The sequence below is a fragment of the Pinisolibacter sp. DMC100 genome (assembly GCF_056313705.1).
The window spans coordinates 1,280,725-1,299,108 of the sequence record NZ_JBQUZT010000001.1 but is presented as its reverse complement, the minus strand read 5'-3'; the positions used below and the strand labels follow the sequence as shown (position 1 = coordinate 1,299,108).

The 18,384-nt window shown below is 68.6% G+C and carries 19 protein-coding genes; 12 read left to right on the top strand and 7 right to left on the bottom strand.

Going from position 1 to position 18,384, the window contains the following annotated elements:
• Nucleotides 1-2 precede the first annotated feature (2 nt).
• Complete coding sequence (locus tag ACT541_RS05960; RefSeq protein WP_476135051.1) at nt 3-1,496, top strand: glycosyltransferase family 39 protein; 1,494 nt, start codon at nt 3-5, stop codon at nt 1,494-1,496.
• A 10-nt stretch (nt 1,497-1,506) separates the two neighbouring features.
• On the opposite strand, the gene ACT541_RS05955 is transcribed toward ACT541_RS05960, so the two are convergent.
• From ACT541_RS05955 to ACT541_RS05945, 3 genes are all read right to left on the bottom strand, one after another.
• The gene (locus ACT541_RS05955; protein WP_476135050.1) at nt 1,507-2,313 is read right to left on the bottom strand and encodes a dienelactone hydrolase family protein; all 807 of its coding nucleotides are present in this window, start codon (nt 2,311-2,313) and stop codon (nt 1,507-1,509) included.
• Nucleotides 2,314-2,423: 110 nt separating this feature from the next.
• Nucleotides 2,424-3,065, bottom strand: coding sequence for a DNA-3-methyladenine glycosylase I (locus ACT541_RS05950; RefSeq protein WP_476135048.1), 642 nt, complete (start codon nt 3,063-3,065; stop codon nt 2,424-2,426).
• Between the two features lie 95 nt (nt 3,066-3,160).
• Nucleotides 3,161-3,865 carry a protein phosphatase CheZ gene (locus ACT541_RS05945; protein WP_476135046.1) on the bottom strand — a complete coding sequence of 235 codons (705 nt, stop codon included), beginning with the start codon at nt 3,863-3,865 and terminating at the stop codon, nt 3,161-3,163.
• 275 nt (nt 3,866-4,140) lie between these two features.
• On the opposite strand from ACT541_RS05945, the gene ACT541_RS05940 reads away from it, so the two are divergent.
• A complete protein-coding gene (locus tag ACT541_RS05940) occupies nt 4,141-4,878 on the top strand; it encodes a L,D-transpeptidase (RefSeq protein ID WP_476135044.1) in 738 nt (245 codons plus the stop codon).
• A gap of 86 nt (nt 4,879-4,964) precedes the next feature.
• On the opposite strand, the gene ACT541_RS05935 is transcribed toward ACT541_RS05940, so the two are convergent.
• Nucleotides 4,965-5,696, bottom strand: a complete 732-nt coding sequence (locus ACT541_RS05935; RefSeq protein ID WP_476135042.1) for a DUF2189 domain-containing protein — start codon at nt 5,694-5,696, stop codon at nt 4,965-4,967.
• A 424-nt stretch (nt 5,697-6,120) separates the two neighbouring features.
• On the opposite strand from ACT541_RS05935, the gene ACT541_RS05930 reads away from it, so the two are divergent.
• Nucleotides 6,121-6,510: a hypothetical protein gene (locus ACT541_RS05930; RefSeq protein ID WP_476135040.1), complete on the top strand. Its 390-nt coding sequence runs from the start codon at nt 6,121-6,123 to the stop codon at nt 6,508-6,510.
• Nucleotides 6,511-6,598: 88 nt separating this feature from the next.
• Here the strand turns inward: ACT541_RS05930 and ACT541_RS05925 are convergent, their stop codons facing one another.
• On the bottom strand, nt 6,599-7,909 hold the full coding sequence (locus ACT541_RS05925; protein WP_476135038.1) for a DUF3422 family protein: 1,311 nt from the start codon (nt 7,907-7,909) through the stop codon (nt 6,599-6,601).
• Nucleotides 7,910-8,207: 298 nt separating this feature from the next.
• On the opposite strand from ACT541_RS05925, the gene ACT541_RS05920 reads away from it, so the two are divergent.
• The 6 genes from ACT541_RS05920 to ACT541_RS05895 all read left to right on the top strand — a co-directional run bounded on the left by ACT541_RS05920 (nt 8,208) and on the right by ACT541_RS05895 (nt 13,209).
• Nucleotides 8,208-8,996: a (Fe-S)-binding protein gene (locus ACT541_RS05920; RefSeq protein WP_476135037.1), complete on the top strand. Its 789-nt coding sequence runs from the start codon at nt 8,208-8,210 to the stop codon at nt 8,994-8,996.
• Complete coding sequence (locus ACT541_RS05915) at nt 8,993-10,429, top strand: LutB/LldF family L-lactate oxidation iron-sulfur protein (protein WP_476135036.1); 1,437 nt, start codon at nt 8,993-8,995, stop codon at nt 10,427-10,429. The genes ACT541_RS05920 and ACT541_RS05915 overlap by 4 nt, the downstream gene beginning before the upstream one ends.
• Nucleotides 10,426-11,094, top strand: a complete 669-nt coding sequence (locus ACT541_RS05910) for a LutC/YkgG family protein (RefSeq protein ID WP_476135034.1) — start codon at nt 10,426-10,428, stop codon at nt 11,092-11,094. The genes ACT541_RS05915 and ACT541_RS05910 overlap by 4 nt, the downstream gene beginning before the upstream one ends.
• Before the next feature lie 13 nt (nt 11,095-11,107).
• Entirely contained in the window at nt 11,108-11,593 is a 486-nt protein-coding gene (locus ACT541_RS05905; RefSeq protein WP_476135032.1) for a hypothetical protein, read from the top strand.
• Between the two features lie 114 nt (nt 11,594-11,707).
• Nucleotides 11,708-12,646 carry a DMT family transporter gene (locus ACT541_RS05900; RefSeq protein ID WP_476135030.1) on the top strand — a complete coding sequence of 313 codons (939 nt, stop codon included), beginning with the start codon at nt 11,708-11,710 and terminating at the stop codon, nt 12,644-12,646.
• 167 nt (nt 12,647-12,813) lie between these two features.
• Nucleotides 12,814-13,209: a hypothetical protein gene (locus tag ACT541_RS05895; RefSeq protein WP_476135029.1), complete on the top strand. Its 396-nt coding sequence runs from the start codon at nt 12,814-12,816 to the stop codon at nt 13,207-13,209.
• A 12-nt stretch (nt 13,210-13,221) separates the two neighbouring features.
• On the opposite strand, the gene ACT541_RS05890 is transcribed toward ACT541_RS05895, so the two are convergent.
• A complete protein-coding gene (locus tag ACT541_RS05890; RefSeq protein ID WP_476135028.1) occupies nt 13,222-14,106 on the bottom strand; it encodes a LysR substrate-binding domain-containing protein in 885 nt (294 codons plus the stop codon).
• Between the two features lie 181 nt (nt 14,107-14,287).
• On the opposite strand from ACT541_RS05890, the gene ACT541_RS05885 reads away from it, so the two are divergent.
• A complete protein-coding gene (locus ACT541_RS05885; protein WP_476135027.1) occupies nt 14,288-14,665 on the top strand; it encodes a DUF1127 domain-containing protein in 378 nt (125 codons plus the stop codon).
• Here ACT541_RS05885 and ACT541_RS05880 read toward each other — a convergent pair.
• Nucleotides 14,647-15,477, bottom strand: coding sequence for a DUF937 domain-containing protein (locus ACT541_RS05880; RefSeq protein WP_476135026.1), 831 nt, complete (start codon nt 15,475-15,477; stop codon nt 14,647-14,649). The two genes, ACT541_RS05885 and ACT541_RS05880, sit on opposite strands and share 19 nt — an antisense overlap.
• Nucleotides 15,478-15,649: 172 nt before the next feature.
• Here ACT541_RS05880 and ACT541_RS05875 point away from each other — a divergent pair, with 172 nt between their 5' ends.
• Nucleotides 15,650-17,023, top strand: coding sequence for a glutamate--cysteine ligase (locus ACT541_RS05875; protein ID WP_476135025.1), 1,374 nt, complete (start codon nt 15,650-15,652; stop codon nt 17,021-17,023).
• A 43-nt stretch (nt 17,024-17,066) separates the two neighbouring features.
• Entirely contained in the window at nt 17,067-18,383 is a 1,317-nt protein-coding gene (locus tag ACT541_RS05870; RefSeq protein WP_476135024.1) for a hypothetical protein, read from the top strand.
• The last annotated feature ends 1 nt before the right edge of the window (nt 18,384 follow it).

The following is an 18,384-nucleotide window of genomic DNA, read 5'->3' as shown; positions in this document are numbered from 1 at the left end:
CCATGAGCGAGGCGGCGGCGCGCGCGACGACGACCGGGGGGGCCACCGCCCGGATCGTCGCCCTGCTCCTCGGTCTGACGGCGCTGCGGCTCGCGGTCGCCGGTGCGACCGGGCTCGTCGACGACGAGGCCTATTACCGCCTGTGGTCGGAACATCTCGCCCCCGGCTATCTCGACCACGCGCCGATGATCGCCTGGATGATCGCCGCCGGCCGCGCGATCGCCGGCGACGGGCCGCTCGGCGTACGCTTCCTCGCCCCCTTCGCCACGCTCGTCGGCTCGCTGCTGCTGTGGCGCGGCGCCGCGCTGCTGTCGGGCCGGGAGATCGCCGACCGCGCCGTCGTCTGGTTCAACGCCATGCTGCTGATCGGCGCCGGCTCGGTGCTGGTGACGCCGGACGGGCCTTCGGTGTTCTTCTGGGGCGCGACGGTCTGGGCGATGGCGGAACTCGTCGCCTCGCGCGATCCGCGCTGGTGGCTGATGGTCGGTGTCACCGCCGGCTGCGGCCTCGCCTCGAAATATTCGGTGCTGTTCCTCGGTATCGGCATCCTGATCTGGCTCGCCGCCATGGCGGAGAACCGGCGCTGGTTCAAGTCGTGGCAACTGTGGGCGGGCGGGGCGATCGCAGCGGCGATCTTCGCGCCGGTGCTGCACTGGAACGCCACCCACGAATGGGTCTCCTTCGCCAAGCAGTTCGGCCGCACCGTGCCGCACGGTTTCCGGCCGGAGAAGTTCGGCGAGTTCGTCGGCGTCCAGCTGCTGCTGATCGGCCTGCCGATGGTGCCCTTCGTCGTCATCGGCCTGCGCGCGGCGGCAAAGGCACGCGACGCGGCCGGGCTCCTCGTGCTCGCCACCAGTGCGCCCTTCCTCGCCTATCTCGTCTTCCACTCGATGCACGGCGGCATCGAGGGCAACTGGCCGGCCCCGCTCTATGCCGGCATCGCCTGGCTCGCGGCACGCGGAGCGGGCGAGATCGGCACGCTCTCGGACGCATGGCACGGCCGGCTCGCACGGTTGCGGCCATGGGTGGCGCCGGTCGGCTTCGCACTGACCGGCCTCGTCTATCTCCACGTGCTGGTGCCGCTGGTGGTGCTGCCCGCCAATCGCGATCCGACGGCGCAGATGAAGGGTTGGCCGGCCTTCGGCCGGGCGCTCGAGGCCAAGGCGGCCGAGGTCGGCGCGACGGTCTTCGCGGGGCCGAACTACACGCTCGCGTCGCAACTGGCGGCGACGCTGGGGGCACGCCGCGTCATCCCCTTCGACGAGCGGGTGCGCTACATCGACCTGCCGGTGCTCGATCCGACGACCGTCTGCGCCACCGTCCTCGACGTCGAACGGCCCGGCCGCGAGCCGACCGCCGAGGTGCGGGGGCTGTTCGGCACGGTGACGCCGCTCGGCACGCTGGCGCGCACGGCCGGCGGGCGGGTGGTCGAGGACCATCCGCTGTTCCTGCTCTCCGATGCGAAGGCCTGCGCGAGGGCGACGCCGGCCGGCTGAGCGGCGCTCGTCAGGCCGGTACGACGAGCCAGCGGCGCAGGAAGAAGGCGGTGCGCTCGTAGGCGCTGTCGGTCGCCTTCTGGTCGTAACGGCGTGGGTCGGGGTCGGTGGCGAAGCCCGACGTGACGCCGGAATAGAGGTAGGCCTCGAACACCTTGCCCGTACCGATCAGTCGTTTCTCGATCGCGTCGACCAACGGCGCGGTGCGCGGGTCGTTGTCGGCCCAATGGAAGAGGATCGGCACGCGCGTCCCGGCGATGCGCTCGGGCGACGGCGGCACGGCATAGAACGACACCGCCGCGCGGATGCGCGAGCCGGCCGCGGCGAGCTGCAGCGCGAAGGTGCCGCCCCACGAGAAGCCGACGGCACCGACCGCGCCGGTGCATTCGGGATGTTTGGCGACGAGATCGATCCCGGCCTCGAGCGCCGCGATCACCTCCGCCGAAGCGAGGCGGGCGAGTGCACCCTGAATCTCCTCGACCTGATCGGGCGAGAGGCCCTGCGGCGAGGCGAGGTCGGGCAGGAGCACGATGAAGCCGTCGAGCGCGAGCCGGCGGGCGAAGGCGCGATGGAGGGCATCGGCGCCGCGCTGGCCGTGGATCAGCAGCACGCCGGGCCGGCGACCGCCGCTGCGCAGTCGGCTCAGCTGTCCCTTGAAGACCTGCCGGCGGACCTGGAAGGTCACCGTCTCCACCGTCAGGCGCGGGTCGGGCTGCTCGGCCTCCTGCGCCGCGGCCGTCCCGGCGCCGAAGGCGGCGACCGACAGGCCGGCGGCGAGGGCGAGAAAGCGGCGGCGGTCGGGCGTCTCGGCGGTCATCGCGACGGCGGTTCCTGTGGGCGGGCGACGGCGCCGTCGAATCGACGGCGTCCGCGGGGGTCCACCATGACAGCGCGCGAGGTCGGCGAAAAGACGGCGTCGCGCCCCGGTCAGCGGCGCGGCCGGACGAAGGCGTTCCGCGCCGCTTCGACCACATCGCGCACGGCACAGCCGTGGACGTGGTCGTTGACCAGCCCCATCGACTGCATGAAGGCGTAGCAGGTGGTCGGCCCGACGAAGGCCCAGCCGCGCCTGCGCAGTTCCTTCGACAGGGCGGTCGATTCGGACGTCACCGAGGCGGCGCAGAGCTGCGCCTTGGTCGGCTGCGTCGGGCGGGTCGCGGGGTCGGGCTCGTAGCTCCAGACGAAGGCGGCGAAGGAACCCTCGCGATCGCGCAGCTCGAGGAAGCGGCGGGCGTTGTTCAAGACCGCCTCGATCTTGCCGCGGTGGCGGACGATGCCGGCGTCGGTCAACAGCCGGTCCATGTCCTGCTCGTCGAAGGCGACGATCGCCTCGGCGTCGAAGTCGGCGAAGGCGCGGCGGAAGTTCTCGCGCTTCCTCAGGATGGTGAGCCAGGACAGACCCGACTGGAAGCCCTCGAGGCAGATCTTCTCGAAGAGACGGCGATCGTCGGCGACGGGGCGGCCCCATTCCTCGTCGTGATAGCGGCGATAGAGGTCGTCGTCGCCCGGCCACCAGCAGCGGTCGAGCCCGTCCGGCCCCGTGATCAATCCGTCGACCTTTCCGTCCATCGCGCTCTCCCTCGGTTCGGCGGGAGCCTAGCAGAGCGTGAACAAAAAGGAAACGGGCGCCGAAGCGCCCGCCGTCGCGTGCCGTGGATCGCCGCTCAGGAGAAGAGGGCGTCGATGTCGTCCTGGCTGGCGATGCCCTGGTCGGAACCGAGCGCCGGACCGTTGAGCAGGGACTGGTCGCCGAGACGGTGTTCGAGCTCGATCTCGATCTCCTTGAAGCTCTCCACGCCGCCCCAGATGTCCATCATCTTGATGATGCGCTCCTCGACGAAGCGCAGCGTGCCGACGACCTTGGAGATGCGCTGGCCGGTGAGGTCCTGGAAGTTGCAGGCCTCGAAGATCTGGACGGTCGCCTCCTGGATGTCGGCGGCCATGCCGCGATCGGAGCCCTTGAGCTTGGCGGAGAGCGCGCCGGCGCGCTCGTCGATCAGTTCGGCGGAAGCCAGAATGACCTCGGTGGCGTTCTCGGTGCCGAGCACGACGGCGTCGAGCTCGTTGGAGACGCGCGACAGTTCCTGACCGTTGCAACCGGAGACGTGGAGGGTGGCGATCTCGCGCTTGGTGCGGTTGATGGCCTCGTAGATCAGGTCCATCTCGGCCTTGATCTTGCGGGCTTCCGCCTGATCGCGGCGCAGCTGTTCGAGCGCCTTCTCACCGAGTTCCTGGGTCGGCTGGACGAGAGCACGCAGGGCGCGGATCTCGTCGATGACCTCGCGGTGACGGTCCTCGTCCCGGCCACCCGCAGGTCCCGTCGCGGCGGAGCCCATCGCCTCGATGCGGAAGAGCTTTCTGGCGGCCATGAATGAATGCCCTCGTCGTCTTGCGGGTCGTCGTTTCCGGATCATGGCCCGTCGTCCTTAAGGAATGGTTTGCCGACGAGGTCGCGTCGAAGCGATCGCGGCGGAATTCCCGCCGATGCGGAAGTGCAACCAAACGGTAACCATGACGAAAGGTTTCCGACTTCCCGAGAAACGGTGGCGATCTCGTTCACCATTCGGTTGCGGGGACGCGCCCAAGATACGGGAAGGACCGGATCCGAACGGAGGCCGGGCTTCACGACGACCGAGTGTGTGCCATGTATCGATCGTTTCTCTCCGCGGCGCTGATCGCCGGCGGGATCGCCGGGGCGACGACGCCCGCCGCCGCCTTCGACCGCTATGTCGACCGTCCGCCGGTGATGCTGTCGCCCAACGCCGTCGACCCGTGGGTCAACCAGCTGCGCCAGCGGCCCGTCTCCTATCGCGACGTGACGGGTCCGGTGGTCTACGGCACCCGCACCGACATGTCCGCCCCGCCGAGCCGCTTCGCGCCGCAGTCGGCCCACACCGCGGCGCTGGCGCCGAGCGAGGGACCGGGCCGCGACGAGATCGATCCGCGCTTCCTGCCGACCGAGGTCGACTACAAGACGGCGCAGGCGCCGGGCACGATCGTCGTCGACACCTCCGAACGGCGGCTCTACCTCGTGCTGCCCGGCGGCAAGGCGCGGCGCTACGGCGTCGGCATCGGCCGCCCCGGCTTCCAGTGGGCCGGCACCCACACCATCACGCGCAAGGCGGAATGGCCCGACTGGACCCCGCCGCCGGCGATGCTGAAGCGCAAGCCCGACCTGCCGCGCCACATGGAGGGCGGTCCGGACAATCCGCTCGGCGCCCGCGCCCTCTATCTCGGCTCGACCGAATACCGCATCCACGGCTCCAACGAACCGTGGACGATCGGTCAGGCGGTCTCCTCGGGCTGCATCCGCATGCGCAACCAGGACGTCACCGACCTCTACGGCCGGGTCAAGGTCGGCACCAGGGTCGTCGTCATGTGACGCGGTCCGCGACCGCGAAAAACGAGAGAGCCCCCCGGAAGTGACCTTCCGGGGGGCTCTCTCGTTTCGGCGCTTCGGGTCGTCCGTCAGGCGCGGGGGACGGCGCGGCGATAGAGGTGCCAGGTAGCGTGGCCGAGCCAGGGCAGGACCACGACGAGGCCAAGGAACATCGGCACGATGGCGATCAGCAGCATGGTGGCGACGAAGATGCCCCAACCGATCGTCACCTGCGGCGCGGCGAGCACGGTGCGGATCGAGGCGATCATCGCGGTGACGAAGTCGACGTCGCGGTCGAGCAGCAGCGGATAGGCGACGATCGACACCGAGAAGATCGCGGTGGCGAGCACGGCGCCGAGCAGATTGCCGGTGACCAGGAAGAAGACGCCGCGCGGGGTCGAGAACAGCATGTTCAGCACGTCCTCGGTCGGCAGCGGTCGCACGCCGAAGAACAGCGCCCAGCTGAAGCCGGCGGCATAGACCCAGACGATCATGCCGAAGAGCGTGACCAGCGCCATGTAGCCGAGCTCGCGCCGGGCATGGGGCGGCACGGAGCCGATCAGATCGGCGATCCTGAGGCTCTCACCGGTCTCCATGCGGCGGCTGGTCTCGTAGATCCCGACCGCGGCGAAGGGGGCGATCAGGGCGAAGCCGGCGGCGAGCGGATAGACGATGAAGATCATGTCGAAGGACATCGCCGCGGAGAAGACGGCGAGACCGCCGATCGCATAGACGAGCCCGACCAGCAGGCCGAAGGTCGGCGCGGCGCGGAAGTCTCTCAGGCCGTCGGCGAGGGCGGCGGAGAGATCGTCGACGGTCAACGCGCGGACGTCGATCGCCGCGGTTGCCGAATGGGATGGTCCCGTTCTCGACGGGACGGTGTCTGCCACGATCGTCATGCGCGCCTCCTCGACCCGACGGTCCGCGTACATGGCGCGGACCACTGCGTCAGAGTGCCACAGAATGGCGAGATTTCAACCGATTCAATCAATGTTCCTTGGGTATTTTCACGTAAGCTTGACCGCAAGGACGTCCCGAGAGGGCGTCGGGAGGCGCCCCAAACCTCGATCCCTCGTCCAATTTCGGGGCAGGGAGGTCATTTTCCGGTGACGACTCGGCCGAGGTCGGGGGGTGCCCCGGCGGAATGATCTCGATTTGGTCGAATTTCCCGGTAGGACTCGGAACCGCGGTCGTTTAGACACGTTCTCGGGTAAAACCGATGACCACGCCCAGCGGAGATCCGAAATGAAGAAAGTCGTCCTCCTCGCCGCCCTCGGCCTCGTCGCTTCGACCGGCGCCTCCTTCGCCGCCGATGCCGCCAACGGCGAGAAGCTGTTCGCCAAGTGCAAGATCTGCCACGCCGTCCCCGGCCCGGAAGCCACCACCAAGCCGACCGGCCCGAACATCACGGGCGTGCTCGGCCGCAAGATGGCGGGCGACGAGAAGTACGAGAAGTACGGCGACGACCTGAAGGCCATGGGCGCGGCCGGCAAGACCTGGGACGAAGCCCAGCTCGCCCAGTATCTCGCCAACCCGAAGGCGTTCAACCCGGGCACCAAGATGGCCTTCGCCGGCTTCGGCGAGGACAAGGCCGCTGCCGAGGACGTCATCGCCTTCCTCGCTTCGAAGAAGTGATCGGCGCCGCGAGCCTCTCGCGGTCGCATGTGGAAAGGCCCCGGGAAACCGGGGCCTTTTTCGTTCATCGACGAAGGCGCCGCGGCGCTCAGTGCTCGCCGTCGGGCGCGTGTTTCCGTCGGATCGAACGCACCACCCAGAAGACGCAGGCGATCACCACCGGCACGACGAGACCGGTGGCGAGCCCCGGGTCGATCGGCAGGAGATGCGCCTCCTTGGCCGCCTTGAAGAGATAGCCGAAGAGGCCGACGACGTAGTAGCTCACCGCCGCCACCGACAGGCCCTCGACCGTCTGCTGCAGCAGGAGCTGCTGGCGCGAACGGGCATTCATCGAGGAGAGCAGATCGCGGTTCTGCTGTTCGAGGTCGATGTCGACGCGGGTGCGGAGCAGCTGCGCGGCACGGGCGAGCTTGCGCGACAGGTCGTTCATCCGCTCCTGGATCGACACCACCGTGCGCATCGCCGGATCGGAGCGGCGGGCGAGGAAGTTGGTCCAGGTGCCGTAGCCCGGCACGTGATGCTCGTGCAGCAGCACGATCAGGTCCTTGACGATCTGGTCGTAGGCCCGCGTCGCGCCGAAGCGGTAGGAACACTCGGCGACGTGGGCCTCGAGATCGGCGGTCAGCCCCGACAGGCGCTCCAGCAGTTCGCGGTTGGCGGCCAGCCCTTCGGTGGTGCGGATGGCGGCGGCGATCGCGGCGAGTTCGCGCTCGATGCGACGGACCTCGGGGCCGACGCCCTGCGCCACCGGCAGGCCGAGCATGGCGAGCGTGCGATAGGTCTCGATCTCGACGAGGCGCTGCACCAGCGCGCCGGCCTGCTGCTCGTTGAGGCCGCGGTCGAGGCAGAGGATGCGGGTGTGGCCGTCGCCGTCCTGACGGAAGTCGGTCAGCGCCACCCCGGCGCCGCCATAGGCCTCGGAGACGCAGCAGCTCGCCGCATCGAACAGCGCGGCGGCCGCCGCGAGGTCGCCGCGATCGGCCATCAGGTCGAGGCGGATGGCGACCATCAGCGGACCGGGCTGGACGAACTCGGTGCCGAAGGGGTGGGTGCTCGGCAGCTCGGCGAAGACGCGCTCGCCGTCGGTCGCCGGACCGTCCCAGGTGTAGCCGACGAATTCGGCGTGGCGTTCCCACTTGAGCCAGCCGCCGCCGACCGCCACGACGTGATGGCGTGTCTCCGGCCCCGGTCCGGCGAGACCGCGGGCGCGGCAGAAGCGCTCGAGGAACAGCCGGTCGGCCTCGATCGCCTCGCGGGTCACGAGGAAGGCGTAGTGCAGGAACACCCGCGGCGCGACCGCCGGCCGGAAGGGGCGGGCATGGACCTCGCCGAGGATCTCGGCACGGCGGGGATGGAGCACGAAACCGCGCGACAGGACGGTGGGAGCGTCGGTCGTCATCGGGCACTCCTTCGTCGACGGCGCGGGACTCATCTCGGCGGAGCGGAGGCCGCCGGTCAAGCCCGCCCGCCCATGCCGCACTGCGGAAAAACACATAGGCCGAAGCGGCCGGCGCCACCACTGCTCATGGTGCGACGCAACATCGCGGCAGCGCGCTTGCCAGCCGGACGGCGACGCACGCGGCACGCGGGCACCGGCCGGCGGCCGAGACGGCTTGACGATCGTGGTTCGACGGGTTCGAACTCGGCGGACCGAACGGCGCGCGCCGCTTCGGCGTCGCATCGGAGTATCCGCCCGCATGTCCGCCCCCTCCCCTCGCCGCCCGCGCGTCGGCCTGTTCGTGACCTGCCTCGTCGACACGATGCGGCCGACCGTCGGCTTCGCCGCGGCGAAGCTGATCGAGGATGCCGGCTGCGATCTCGTCGTGCCGGCCGACCAGACCTGCTGCGGCCAGCCGAACTTCAACGCCGGCGACCGCGACGGTGCCCGGACCATGGCGAAGCGGGTGATCGCCGCCTTCGAGGGCTGCGACTACACGGTGGCGCCGTCGGGCTCCTGCGCGGCCATGATCGCGCGGCACTATCCCGAGCTCTTCGAGGCGTCCGACCCGTGGCGCGGCCGCGCCGAGGCGCTCGCCGCCAAGACCCACGAACTCACCGCCTTCCTCGTCGACGTCATGGGCGTGACGGCGACCGCGGCGCGGTTCCAGGGCAAGGTGGCGCTGCACGATTCCTGTTCGGGCCTGCGTGAACTGGCGGTGCGCGATCAGCCGCGCCGGCTGCTCTCCGCCGTCGAGGGGCTGGAGCCGGTCGAGATGCGCGATCCGCAAGCCTGCTGCGGCTTCGGCGGTACCTTCGCGGTCAAATATCCCGACATATCGGGAGCGATCGTCGCCAAGAAATGCGCCGACGTCGCCGCCTCGGGCGCGACGACGCTGGTGGCGGGCGATCTCGGCTGCCTCCTCAACATCGCCGGCAAGCTCACGCGCGAGGGCTCGGACATCGAGGTCCGCCACGTCGCCGAGGTGCTCGCCGGCATGACCGACGAACCGGCGATCGGCAGGTCGGCCGAGGAGGGCACGCGATGAAGGTCACCTCGCCCGCCTTTCCCGAGAATGCCGCCCGCGCCATGGCCGATCCGGTGCTGCGCAAGGCGCTCGGCAACGTCGAGGTCGGTTTCATGGCCCGCCGGCGCATGGGCGTCGCCAGCCTTCCCGAGTTCGAGGCGGTGCGCGACGCGGCGCGCGACGTGAAGGTCCACGTGCTCGCCCATCTCGACCTCTATCTCGAGGAATTCGAGCGCAAGGTCGCGGCCTCCGGCGGTCATGTCCACTGGGCCGAGACGGCGGAGGACGCACGGACGATCGTCGCCGACATCTGCCGCCGGCTGGATGCGAAGACCGTCACCAAGGGCAAGAGCATGATCTCGGAGGAGATCGCGCTCAACGAGCATCTCGAGGCGCTGGGGATCACCCCGGTCGAGACCGATCTCGGCGAATACATCATCCAGCTCCGCGGCGAGCATCCCTCCCACATCATCGCGCCGGCGATCCACCTCACCAAGGATCAGGTGGCGGAGGATTTCCGCGCCGCCCACGACCATCTCTCGCCGACGCGCGATCTCTCCGAGCCCGCGACCCTCATGGCGGAAGCGCGCGCGGTCCTGCGCGACCGTTTCGCCGCGGCCGACGTCGGCATCACGGGGGCGAACTTCCTGGTGGCGGAGACCGGCTCGTCGGTGATCGTCACCAACGAGGGCAACGGCGATCTCACCCAGACGCTGCCGAAGGCCCACGTCGTGCTCGCCTCGATCGAGAAGATCGTGCCGACGCTCGAGGATCTCGACACGGTGATGCGGGTCTTGGCGCGCTCGGCGACCGGGCAGGAGATGAGCGTCTACACGACGATCTCGACCGGCCCGCGCCGCGCCGACGACCCCGACGGGCCGGGCGAATATCACGTCGTCCTGCTCGACAACGGCCGCTCGGCGATGCTCGGCACCGAGTTCGAGGACATGCTGCGCTGCATCCGCTGCGGCGCCTGCATGAACCACTGCCCGGTCTATCATCAGGTCGGCGGCCACGCCTACGGCTGGGTCTATCCCGGCCCGATGGGCTCGGTTCTGACGCCGACGCTGGTCGGCATCGACCGGACCGGCCATCTGCCCAACGCCTCGACCTTCTGCGGCCGCTGCGAGGAGGTCTGCCCGATGCGCATCCCGCTGCCGCGGATGATGCGGGCCTGGCGCGGGCGCGAGTACGAGAAGGCGCTGAACCCGGCGACGCAGCGCCTCGGATTGAAGCTCTGGGCGGCGCTCGCCACCCGGCCGGCGCTCTATCGGCTGGCCACCCGGATCGGCCGGGCCGGCCTCGCGCTCATCGCCCGTGGGCGCGGGCGCATCGCCCGGCTGCCCTTCGGCGACGGCTGGACCAGACATCGCGACATGCCGGCGCCGCAGGGCGCCACCTTCATGCAGCGTTGGCAGGCCGGCGAACGGCCGCAGCGGGGAGAGACGCGATGAGCGGACGCGACGCCATTCTCGGCCGCCTGAAGCGCGGCATCGCCGGCGACGAGGCGACACGACGCACCGCCGTCAGCGAACGCCTCGCGGCGCGCGCGCCGGGACCGATCGCGGCCAAGGCGAAGCTCGAGGGCGCGGCGCTGGTCGATCACTTCGTGGCGCAGGCCGAGAGCGTCGCCACCACGACCGAGCGCGTGGCGAGTGCTGCCGAGGTGCCGGCAGCGATCGCGGCCTATCTGCGATCCCGCAACCTGCCGCAGGCGGTCCGGCGCGGCGCCGATCCGCGTCTCGCCGCCCTGCCGTTCGAGACCGAGGCGCAGCTCGAGGTGACGGTCGGGCCGTCGAGCGGGCGCGACCTCGTCGGCCTGTCGGCGGCGCTCGCCGGCGTCGGCGAGACCGGGACGGTGGTGCTGGTGTCGGGGCAAGACAACCCGACGACGCTCAACTTCCTGCCCGATCATCATCTCGTCGTGGTCTTCGCCGAGGATCTGGTCGGCAGCTACGAGGACGCCTGGGCGCGGATCCGGGCGCGGTGGGGCGAGGGCGTGATGCCGCGCGCCGTCAACATGATCACCGGGCCGTCGCGCTCGGGCGACATCGAACAGACCATGCTGCTCGGCGCCCACGGGCCGCGGGCGCTGCATCTGATCGTGGTCGGGGCATGAGAGCGAGGGCGGCATGATCCGGTTCTTCAAGCACATCTTCGGCCGTCGGCCGGCGCGCCGACCGGCGACGCCGAGCGAGGCGAAGACCGAGGAGGCGATCGCCGCCGACGCCGGCGCGTCGGCTTCGCCGGCGACCTCGGCCGGAGCCGCGAGCCAGGCCAATGCCGCCGCGGCGGCGGCCGCCGGCGCCGCCTTCGTGCTCGGCACGGCGATGAGCGCACGCCCTGCCGCCGCGGGCGACGACGCCCCGGCCGCGGCGCCGAGCGCCGAACCGTGGAAGCCGGAGACCGAAGCGAAAGAGGACGCCGACGCCGCGCCCGATGGCGGCGCGACCGACCATGCCGCTTCGGACGATGCGCCCGACGACGCCACTGACGCCTCCGACGTCGGTCCGGGCGACGCCGCTCTCGCTCCGTCGCACGGCGACGGGGACGCAGCAGGCTCCGACGCCGGCATGGACGGCGGCGGCATGGACGGCGGCGATTCCGGCTCCGACTGACGATCGATCGACCCCGTCGATCGAACCGATCAGAACTATTCGCTGGACCGAGGCGCCGCGTCGCACGATCGTGCAACGAGCCGTCGCGACCGACGCATCCGCCAACGAGGCCCCATGACCGAGACCACCGCAGCGTCGACCACGGCGCCGGCCGCGAGCCCGATGCCCGCCGCCCGCTTCGGTGCCTTCGACGCCCTGCTCTACGGCGTGACGATGTTCGGCTGGTCGACCAGCTGGATCGCCATGAAGGAGCAGGTGTCGGCTCCGGTCTCGCCGGAGGCTTCGCTGTTCTGGCGCTTCGTCATCGCCACCGTGGCGATGTGGATCTGGGTGAGCTTCGGCGGACTGCGGATGCGCTTTCCGCTGCGCGCCCATGCCGGCTTCGCGGCGCTCGGCTTCTTCATCTTCTCGACCAACTTCGACCTCTTCTATCACGGCGCCAAGGGGCTGCCGTCGGGTCTGCTGTCGGTCGTCTTCTCGCTCGCCTCGGTCATCAACCTGCTGATGGGGCGGGTGTTCTTCGGCCACCGGATCTCGGGGCGGGTGCTCACCGGCGGCCTGCTCGGCTTCGCCGGCGTGGCGGCGATGTTCTGGCCGACGATCGCCGGCGCCGACTTCGACCGGAGCGCCGCGATCGGCCTGTTGCTCTGCATCGCCGGCACGACCTGCTTCTGCGCCGGCAACATGATCTCGGGCGTCCTGCAGAAGCGCTCGATCCCGGTGCTCTCGGCCACCGCCTGGGGCATGACCTGGGGCAGCGGTATCATGCTCGTCTACGTGCTGGTGGGCGGCGAAGGCTTCCGCTTCGACCCGTCCGCTCCCTACGTCGCCTCGCTGGTGTGGCTGGCGCTGGTTTCGTCGGTCGCCGCCTTCTGGGCCTACCTCACCCTGCTCGGCCGGATCGGCGCGGCGCGGGCCGGCTATCTCACGGTGATGTTCCCGGTCTTTGCACTGGCGATCTCGACCGTGGTGGAGGGCTACGTCTGGACCTGGCCGGCGATCGTCGGCCTCGCCGCGGTGCTCGGCGGCAATCTCTTCGTGCTCAGGCGCTGACGCGAAAGGCGAGGCAAAGCCTTAACCGATCCTGAAGGGTCGGTGTGGGAAGATGGCGACGAGAGAGGTTCGAGATGACCGCCGTCGCCCGTCCACCGCCCCGCCCCGCGCCTGCCGCCCACGTCGGCGGACGACCCGTGCCGCAGCGACCGGCGTCGAAGCCCCCGATGCACGCCGGCAAGGCCGATGCGGCCCATGGCCACGGCCACCATGCCAAGGCGCCGAACTACCTGCTGATCGCGGCGGCCCTCGCCGTGGTGTTCGTCGCGGGCGCCGTCGCCGTCTGGGGCGGCGGAACGGCCCGTGGCTTCCGGTTCTTCGGCGGCGCCGAGGTCGGCGAGCCGCGGCGTGACGCCGACACCACCATGCTCTACCGCGACCTCAAGAACGGCCGGCTGATGGTGATGGAGGTCGGGAAGAACGGCACCAAGATGAAGGGCACGATCGACAAGAAGACCCTGCCCCTCGCCAACGACGAGGCCGCCAATCAGCAGTCGTCCCGCGGTTCCGCCGAAATCACCTCCTTCGACCGCGTCCAGGCGCTCGGCGCCGCCTTCCGCTGATCCGCCGCTCGTTCAACCGAGCAGCGCCCGCCCCGATGCAGACAGGTTGTCGAGCGACGAGACGATGTGGCCGGTGAGCGCATCGACCACCGGCAGGCTCGCGCCGCGGGCACGCAGCAGGCCGATCTCGACGTCGGGCAGACGCGGCAGACCCTCGCGTTCGCCGAGTACCCGCATGCCGGGGCGCAGCGCCGATTCCGGCAGCACCGACACCGCCAGCCCCGCCAACACGGCGGCGCCGACCGCGGTCGAGTTCCACGACACGTAGAGCAGGCGATGGCGACGGCCGACGAGTTCCAGCCCGTCGAGCGCGGCGCGGCGCCAGTTGCAGTTCGGCCGCCCCAGCGCCACCGGCAACGGGTCGATCTCGTGGGCGGCATGGCGCTGCGAGCCGACCCACAGCAGCGGCTCGCGTCGAATGATCTCGGCCGGCCCCTTCTCACGCACATGGGTGATGATGGCGACGTCGAGATCGCCCGCCGACATGGCCTCGACCAGCGTCGGGGTGGGGGCACAGACCACCGTCACCTCGGCCCGCGGGTTGGAGGCGGCGAAGCGGGCCAGGATCTCCGGCAGGAAGCGATCGGCGTAGTCGTCGGGCGTGCCGAGGCGGACGCGGCCGGAGAGCTCGGCCTCTTCGAAGGCGGCCAGCGTCTCGTCGTTGAGCCGCAACATCCGCCGGGCATAGGCGAGCAGCCGCTCGCCGTGCTCCGACAGGCGCGACTGGCGGCCGTCGCGCGAGAAGATCGGCTTGCCGACCCGCTCCTCCAGTCGACGCATCTGCATCGACACCGCCGACTGGGTCTTGGCGACGCGGTCGGCGGCACGGGTGAAGGACCCGCTCTCGGCGATCGCCACGAAGGTCTTCAGCTGATCGAGGTCCAGGGTCGCGGGCATCGGATCGATCCATCGATTTCGTTGATGCTCACGATTACCAACATTCGTTTGATCGATCAATCGACCCGAGGCACCTTGGGGACATTCCGGTCTCACCCTCGAACGCACCGCCGAATCACCCGATTCGGCGGATTTTCGTCGCGAGATCGGCCTTTCGGGACCTAAACCGCAGGAGAGCGCCATGTCCCCCGTCGTCGATCGCTTCGCCCTCGCCCCTCTCGCCGGCGCGCTTCACCGCGCCGTCGTCGCCGTGGCGAAGTCCTGGGCGCGCGCATGGACGAAGCGGCGAAACCGCCGCGCCGTGGTGACGCTGCTCGACCTCGACGACCGCATGCTCGCCGACATCGGCCTCAGGCGCGGCGACGTGCTGGCGGTGCTGGCCGGGTCCGGCCACGACGATCCATCGTCGCGGCTCCGCATCCTCTCCGTCGAACGGCGTGCCGGCCGGCGGGCGATGCAGCGCGAGGCGCTGGCGGCGATGAACCCGGCATCGGTCCTCCCCCCGCCGATGCCGAAGCCGACCGCATCGCGGTCGGCGCCTCAGGGCTCCGTCGCCTGAGGCGGCTCGGCCGCCGCCGGAACCCCTCCGGCGGCGGCCGCAGCCTCGCCGGCGTGGGCCGCGGCGATCTCGGCGGCATCCTTCCAGAAACGATCGAAGACCGCCTCGAGGGCGCGCGCCTGTTCGTCGCCGGCGGCGCGCGACGCCTCGAACAGATGACCGACGGCCCGCGATGGCGGCGGCACCGCGTCGTGCGCGGCGACCGGTTCGTCGTGCGGCGGGCCGCCGTTGTTGAAGCCGCGCATGAACTCGCCGAGGATCTCGCCGAAGACGTTGCCCGGTCCGATCGGATTGGGCGTCTCGCGCAGGGTCTTGCCGACCAGACGCGAGGTCGCCGGGCCGAAGCTGTCGGTCAGGATCTCGTCGAGAGTGGGCGCGGCCCGCGGCTTGGGCTCGGCGAGATCGGCGAGCCCCTCGGTCAGCGGATTGGCCCGGAGCGTCTCGGCGAGCGCCGCCATCGCGCCCTCCGCGGCGAGCGGCAGGGCCTGTTCCAGCACCCGTCTGTCGACCCCGGAACCGGCCGCGACCGCGTCGATCACCGCGGCGGTGACCGCCTGCGAGCCGAAGAGCCGTCCCAGCGCCTCGCCGCCGGGCAGGCTGGCGGCGAAGTCGGGCTTGGCCTTCACCAGACCCATCATCTCGGCGAGACCGCGCGGATCGGCGGCGCGACGTCGCATCGCCGCCGAGACCGCCGGCCCCAGCGCCTCGAGCGCGGCGCGCGCGTCCGTCGTACCGAGACCGGCCGTCGCGAGGCGCTCACCCAGCGCCGCGGGGTCCCAGAACTGGCGAAGGGCTTCCAACGTATCCTTCATCGGCGTTCGTCCCCCGGCATCGAATCGATCTTCGCGCGTGCCGAGGAAGCCGTCAAACCATCGTCACCACCGACGATCGGTCAGAAACGCTGAGCCATCCTTTCGGTATTTCGCATTTGTCCGGTCATCGACGGGCCTATAATGTGCGCCGCCCGACCAACCGGAACCGCCCATGGCCCGCGATACGATCGACGAACGCCCCATCGAGAGCCGCGACGACCTCGTCGCCTGGATCGCGGCCGGCGAGAAGCCGGCGGATCGCTGGAAGATGGGCACCGAACACGAGAAGTTCCCCTTCCGCCGCGCCGACGGTTCCCCCGTCGCTTACGAGGGCGAGGCGGGCATCCGCGCGGTGCTCGAGGGGCTCGAAGCGCGCACCGGCTGGGAGCCGATCCACGACGGCGAGGCGATCATCGGCCTGGCCGACGACGTCGGCGGCGGGGCGATCAGCCTCGAGCCGGGCGGCCAGTTCGAACTCTCCGGCGCACCGGTCGACGACGCCCATGCGACCGCGGCCGAACTCGACCGCCACCTCGCCGACGTGAAGGCGGTCGCCGACCCGCTCGGCCTCGGCTTCTCCGGGCTCGGTACCTCGCCCGGCTGGTCGATGGCCGAGACGCCGGTGATGCCCAAGTCGCGCTATCGCATCATGATGAACTACATGCCGAAGGTCGGCACGCGCGGCCTCGACATGATGTTCCGCACCTCGACGGTGCAGGTGAACGTCGACTACGGCTCGGAGGCCGACATGGCCGCCAAGATGCGGGTGGGCCTGGCGCTGCAGCCGATCGCCACCGCGCTCTTCGCCGCCTCGCCGCTGCTCGACGGCAGGCCGACCGGGTTCCTGTCGACCCGCTCGGCGATCTGGCTCGACACCGACGGCGACCGCACCGGCATGCTGCCGCAGGCCTTCGAGCCCGGCTTCGGCTATGCCGACTACGTCGAATGGGCGCTCGACGTGCCGATGTATTTCGTCAAGCGCGGCGCGACCTATCACGACGTCACGGGCACGACCTTCCGCCGGTTCATGGCCGGGGCGCTCGCGGACCGCATCCCCGGCGTGGTGCCGGAGATGGGCGACTGGACCAACCACGTCGGCACGCTGTTCCCGGAAGTGCGGCTGAAGCGCTACATCGAGATGCGCGGCTCGGACTGCGGCCCGCGCTCCCACGTCCCGGCGATGCCGGCCCTGTGGGCGGGCCTCCTCTACGACGCCGAGGCGCTCGAGGCGGCCTCCCGGCTCATTGCCGACTGGACGGCCGAGGAGCGTCAGGCGCTGCGCGAGACCGCGCCGCGGCTGGCGCTGGCGACGCCGTTCCGCAAGACGACGCTGCGCGAGGTGGCGCGCGAGGTCCTGGCGATCGCCCGCGAGGGATTGAAGCGCCGCCGCCGGATCGATCCGGCGAGCGGGCGCGACGAGACCGTCCATCTCGAGGTGCTCGACGAGATCGTCGCCTCGGGCAAGACCTTCGCCGAGCGGCTCCTCGCCGACTTCGCGGCGAACGGCGGCGACGCGGCGGCGATCCTGCGCGCGACGGAGATGTAGTACGATTGAGCCTCACCAGAGATTGAGTCGCTCAGAGGCATCCATGTCAAACCGTATCGTGAAAACTCTATTGAAGCTGTCCGATGCAGAAATTGTATTGCTTTTTGATGAAATCGCCAAATCAACTACTCCGGAATCCAACGCGACAATATCGTACAAATCAGGACAATTATCAATAGACAAAGCGAGTTTTGCAAACAGTGAGTTTCGAGACAGTCAAATAATTACAAATGCTACAATTTATTACCAATCCATCTCCCTCGAGATATTAATTCTACGCGGCATTAATCATATAGATAAAAATGGAAACATTGACTATATAGGGCAATCTTCGCCAGTATATGATGAAATCATTATCGATACAACACCACAGCACGGGCGTCGCACTTTATCTACCGCGGAATTACTGACTATTGATTCAATCATTGAACAACGAAAATCCTCTGTCTCAAAGGAGATACTAAACGCGCCAAAAGATCTTGCCGACTTACTTGCGACCCAAATTCGCGAACTCGGGTCACTGAATACTAAAATAATCAGAGAGAACATCCGTGCACGGCAGCAATTCGAGGCCGAGATGGATGAAGTTCGCGCCAAGATGAAAATCGAGCTCGCAGCCGAGCGCGACCTCATTGCCGAAGAGCAATCAATCATAAATCAAAAGCTTATCGCAGAGGCCAATCGACTTGATGAACTAAAGAAATCCATCGACGATAGAAACTACATGCACGCCCGACGCGACTTGCGTGAAAAAATAACACAAGATGTCAACGTTCTATCTCGCAGAACAGTAACGCCGCCAAATATTAGCTTTATTGGATATCTCGTTCTAATTATTAGCTTGGCAATCAGCGTTGGTTGCGGCCTTTTTGCCTCAGAGAGCTTTGTTGCACTTAATATTGAACTATCAAAGTCAAAAGAGATCACATCTTCTCTATTTTTTGGTGCACACGTCATCCTCCTGGTTCGAGGAGTCTTGTTTTCATTTGCTTGTTTAGGGTTTGCTGCCTATGCGCTCAGCTGGTTGCGTCAAACCTATCTGGAAGGCGCCAGATCAAGCGCAGCGCTTCAGAGATATGGGCTGGACATTAACAGATCCAGCTGGATCATTGAAACTGCAATGGAGTTTAAGAGCAAAGATGATCGGCCACTTCCAGATGCGTGGATAAATGGCGTCTGCAATGGTCTTTTTCTTTCACCAAACCAAGATCAACAAGAAAACACATCAGCGAGCATTTTGGCGACTCTTCTTGGACTGTCGGCCAGAGCAGAATTTGGTCCCAACGGACCGAAGCTAGAGTTCGAGAAAGGCCAAGTCAAAAAACTCGCCAAAGAAATTGAAGGCAGCCAACCTCAATAAC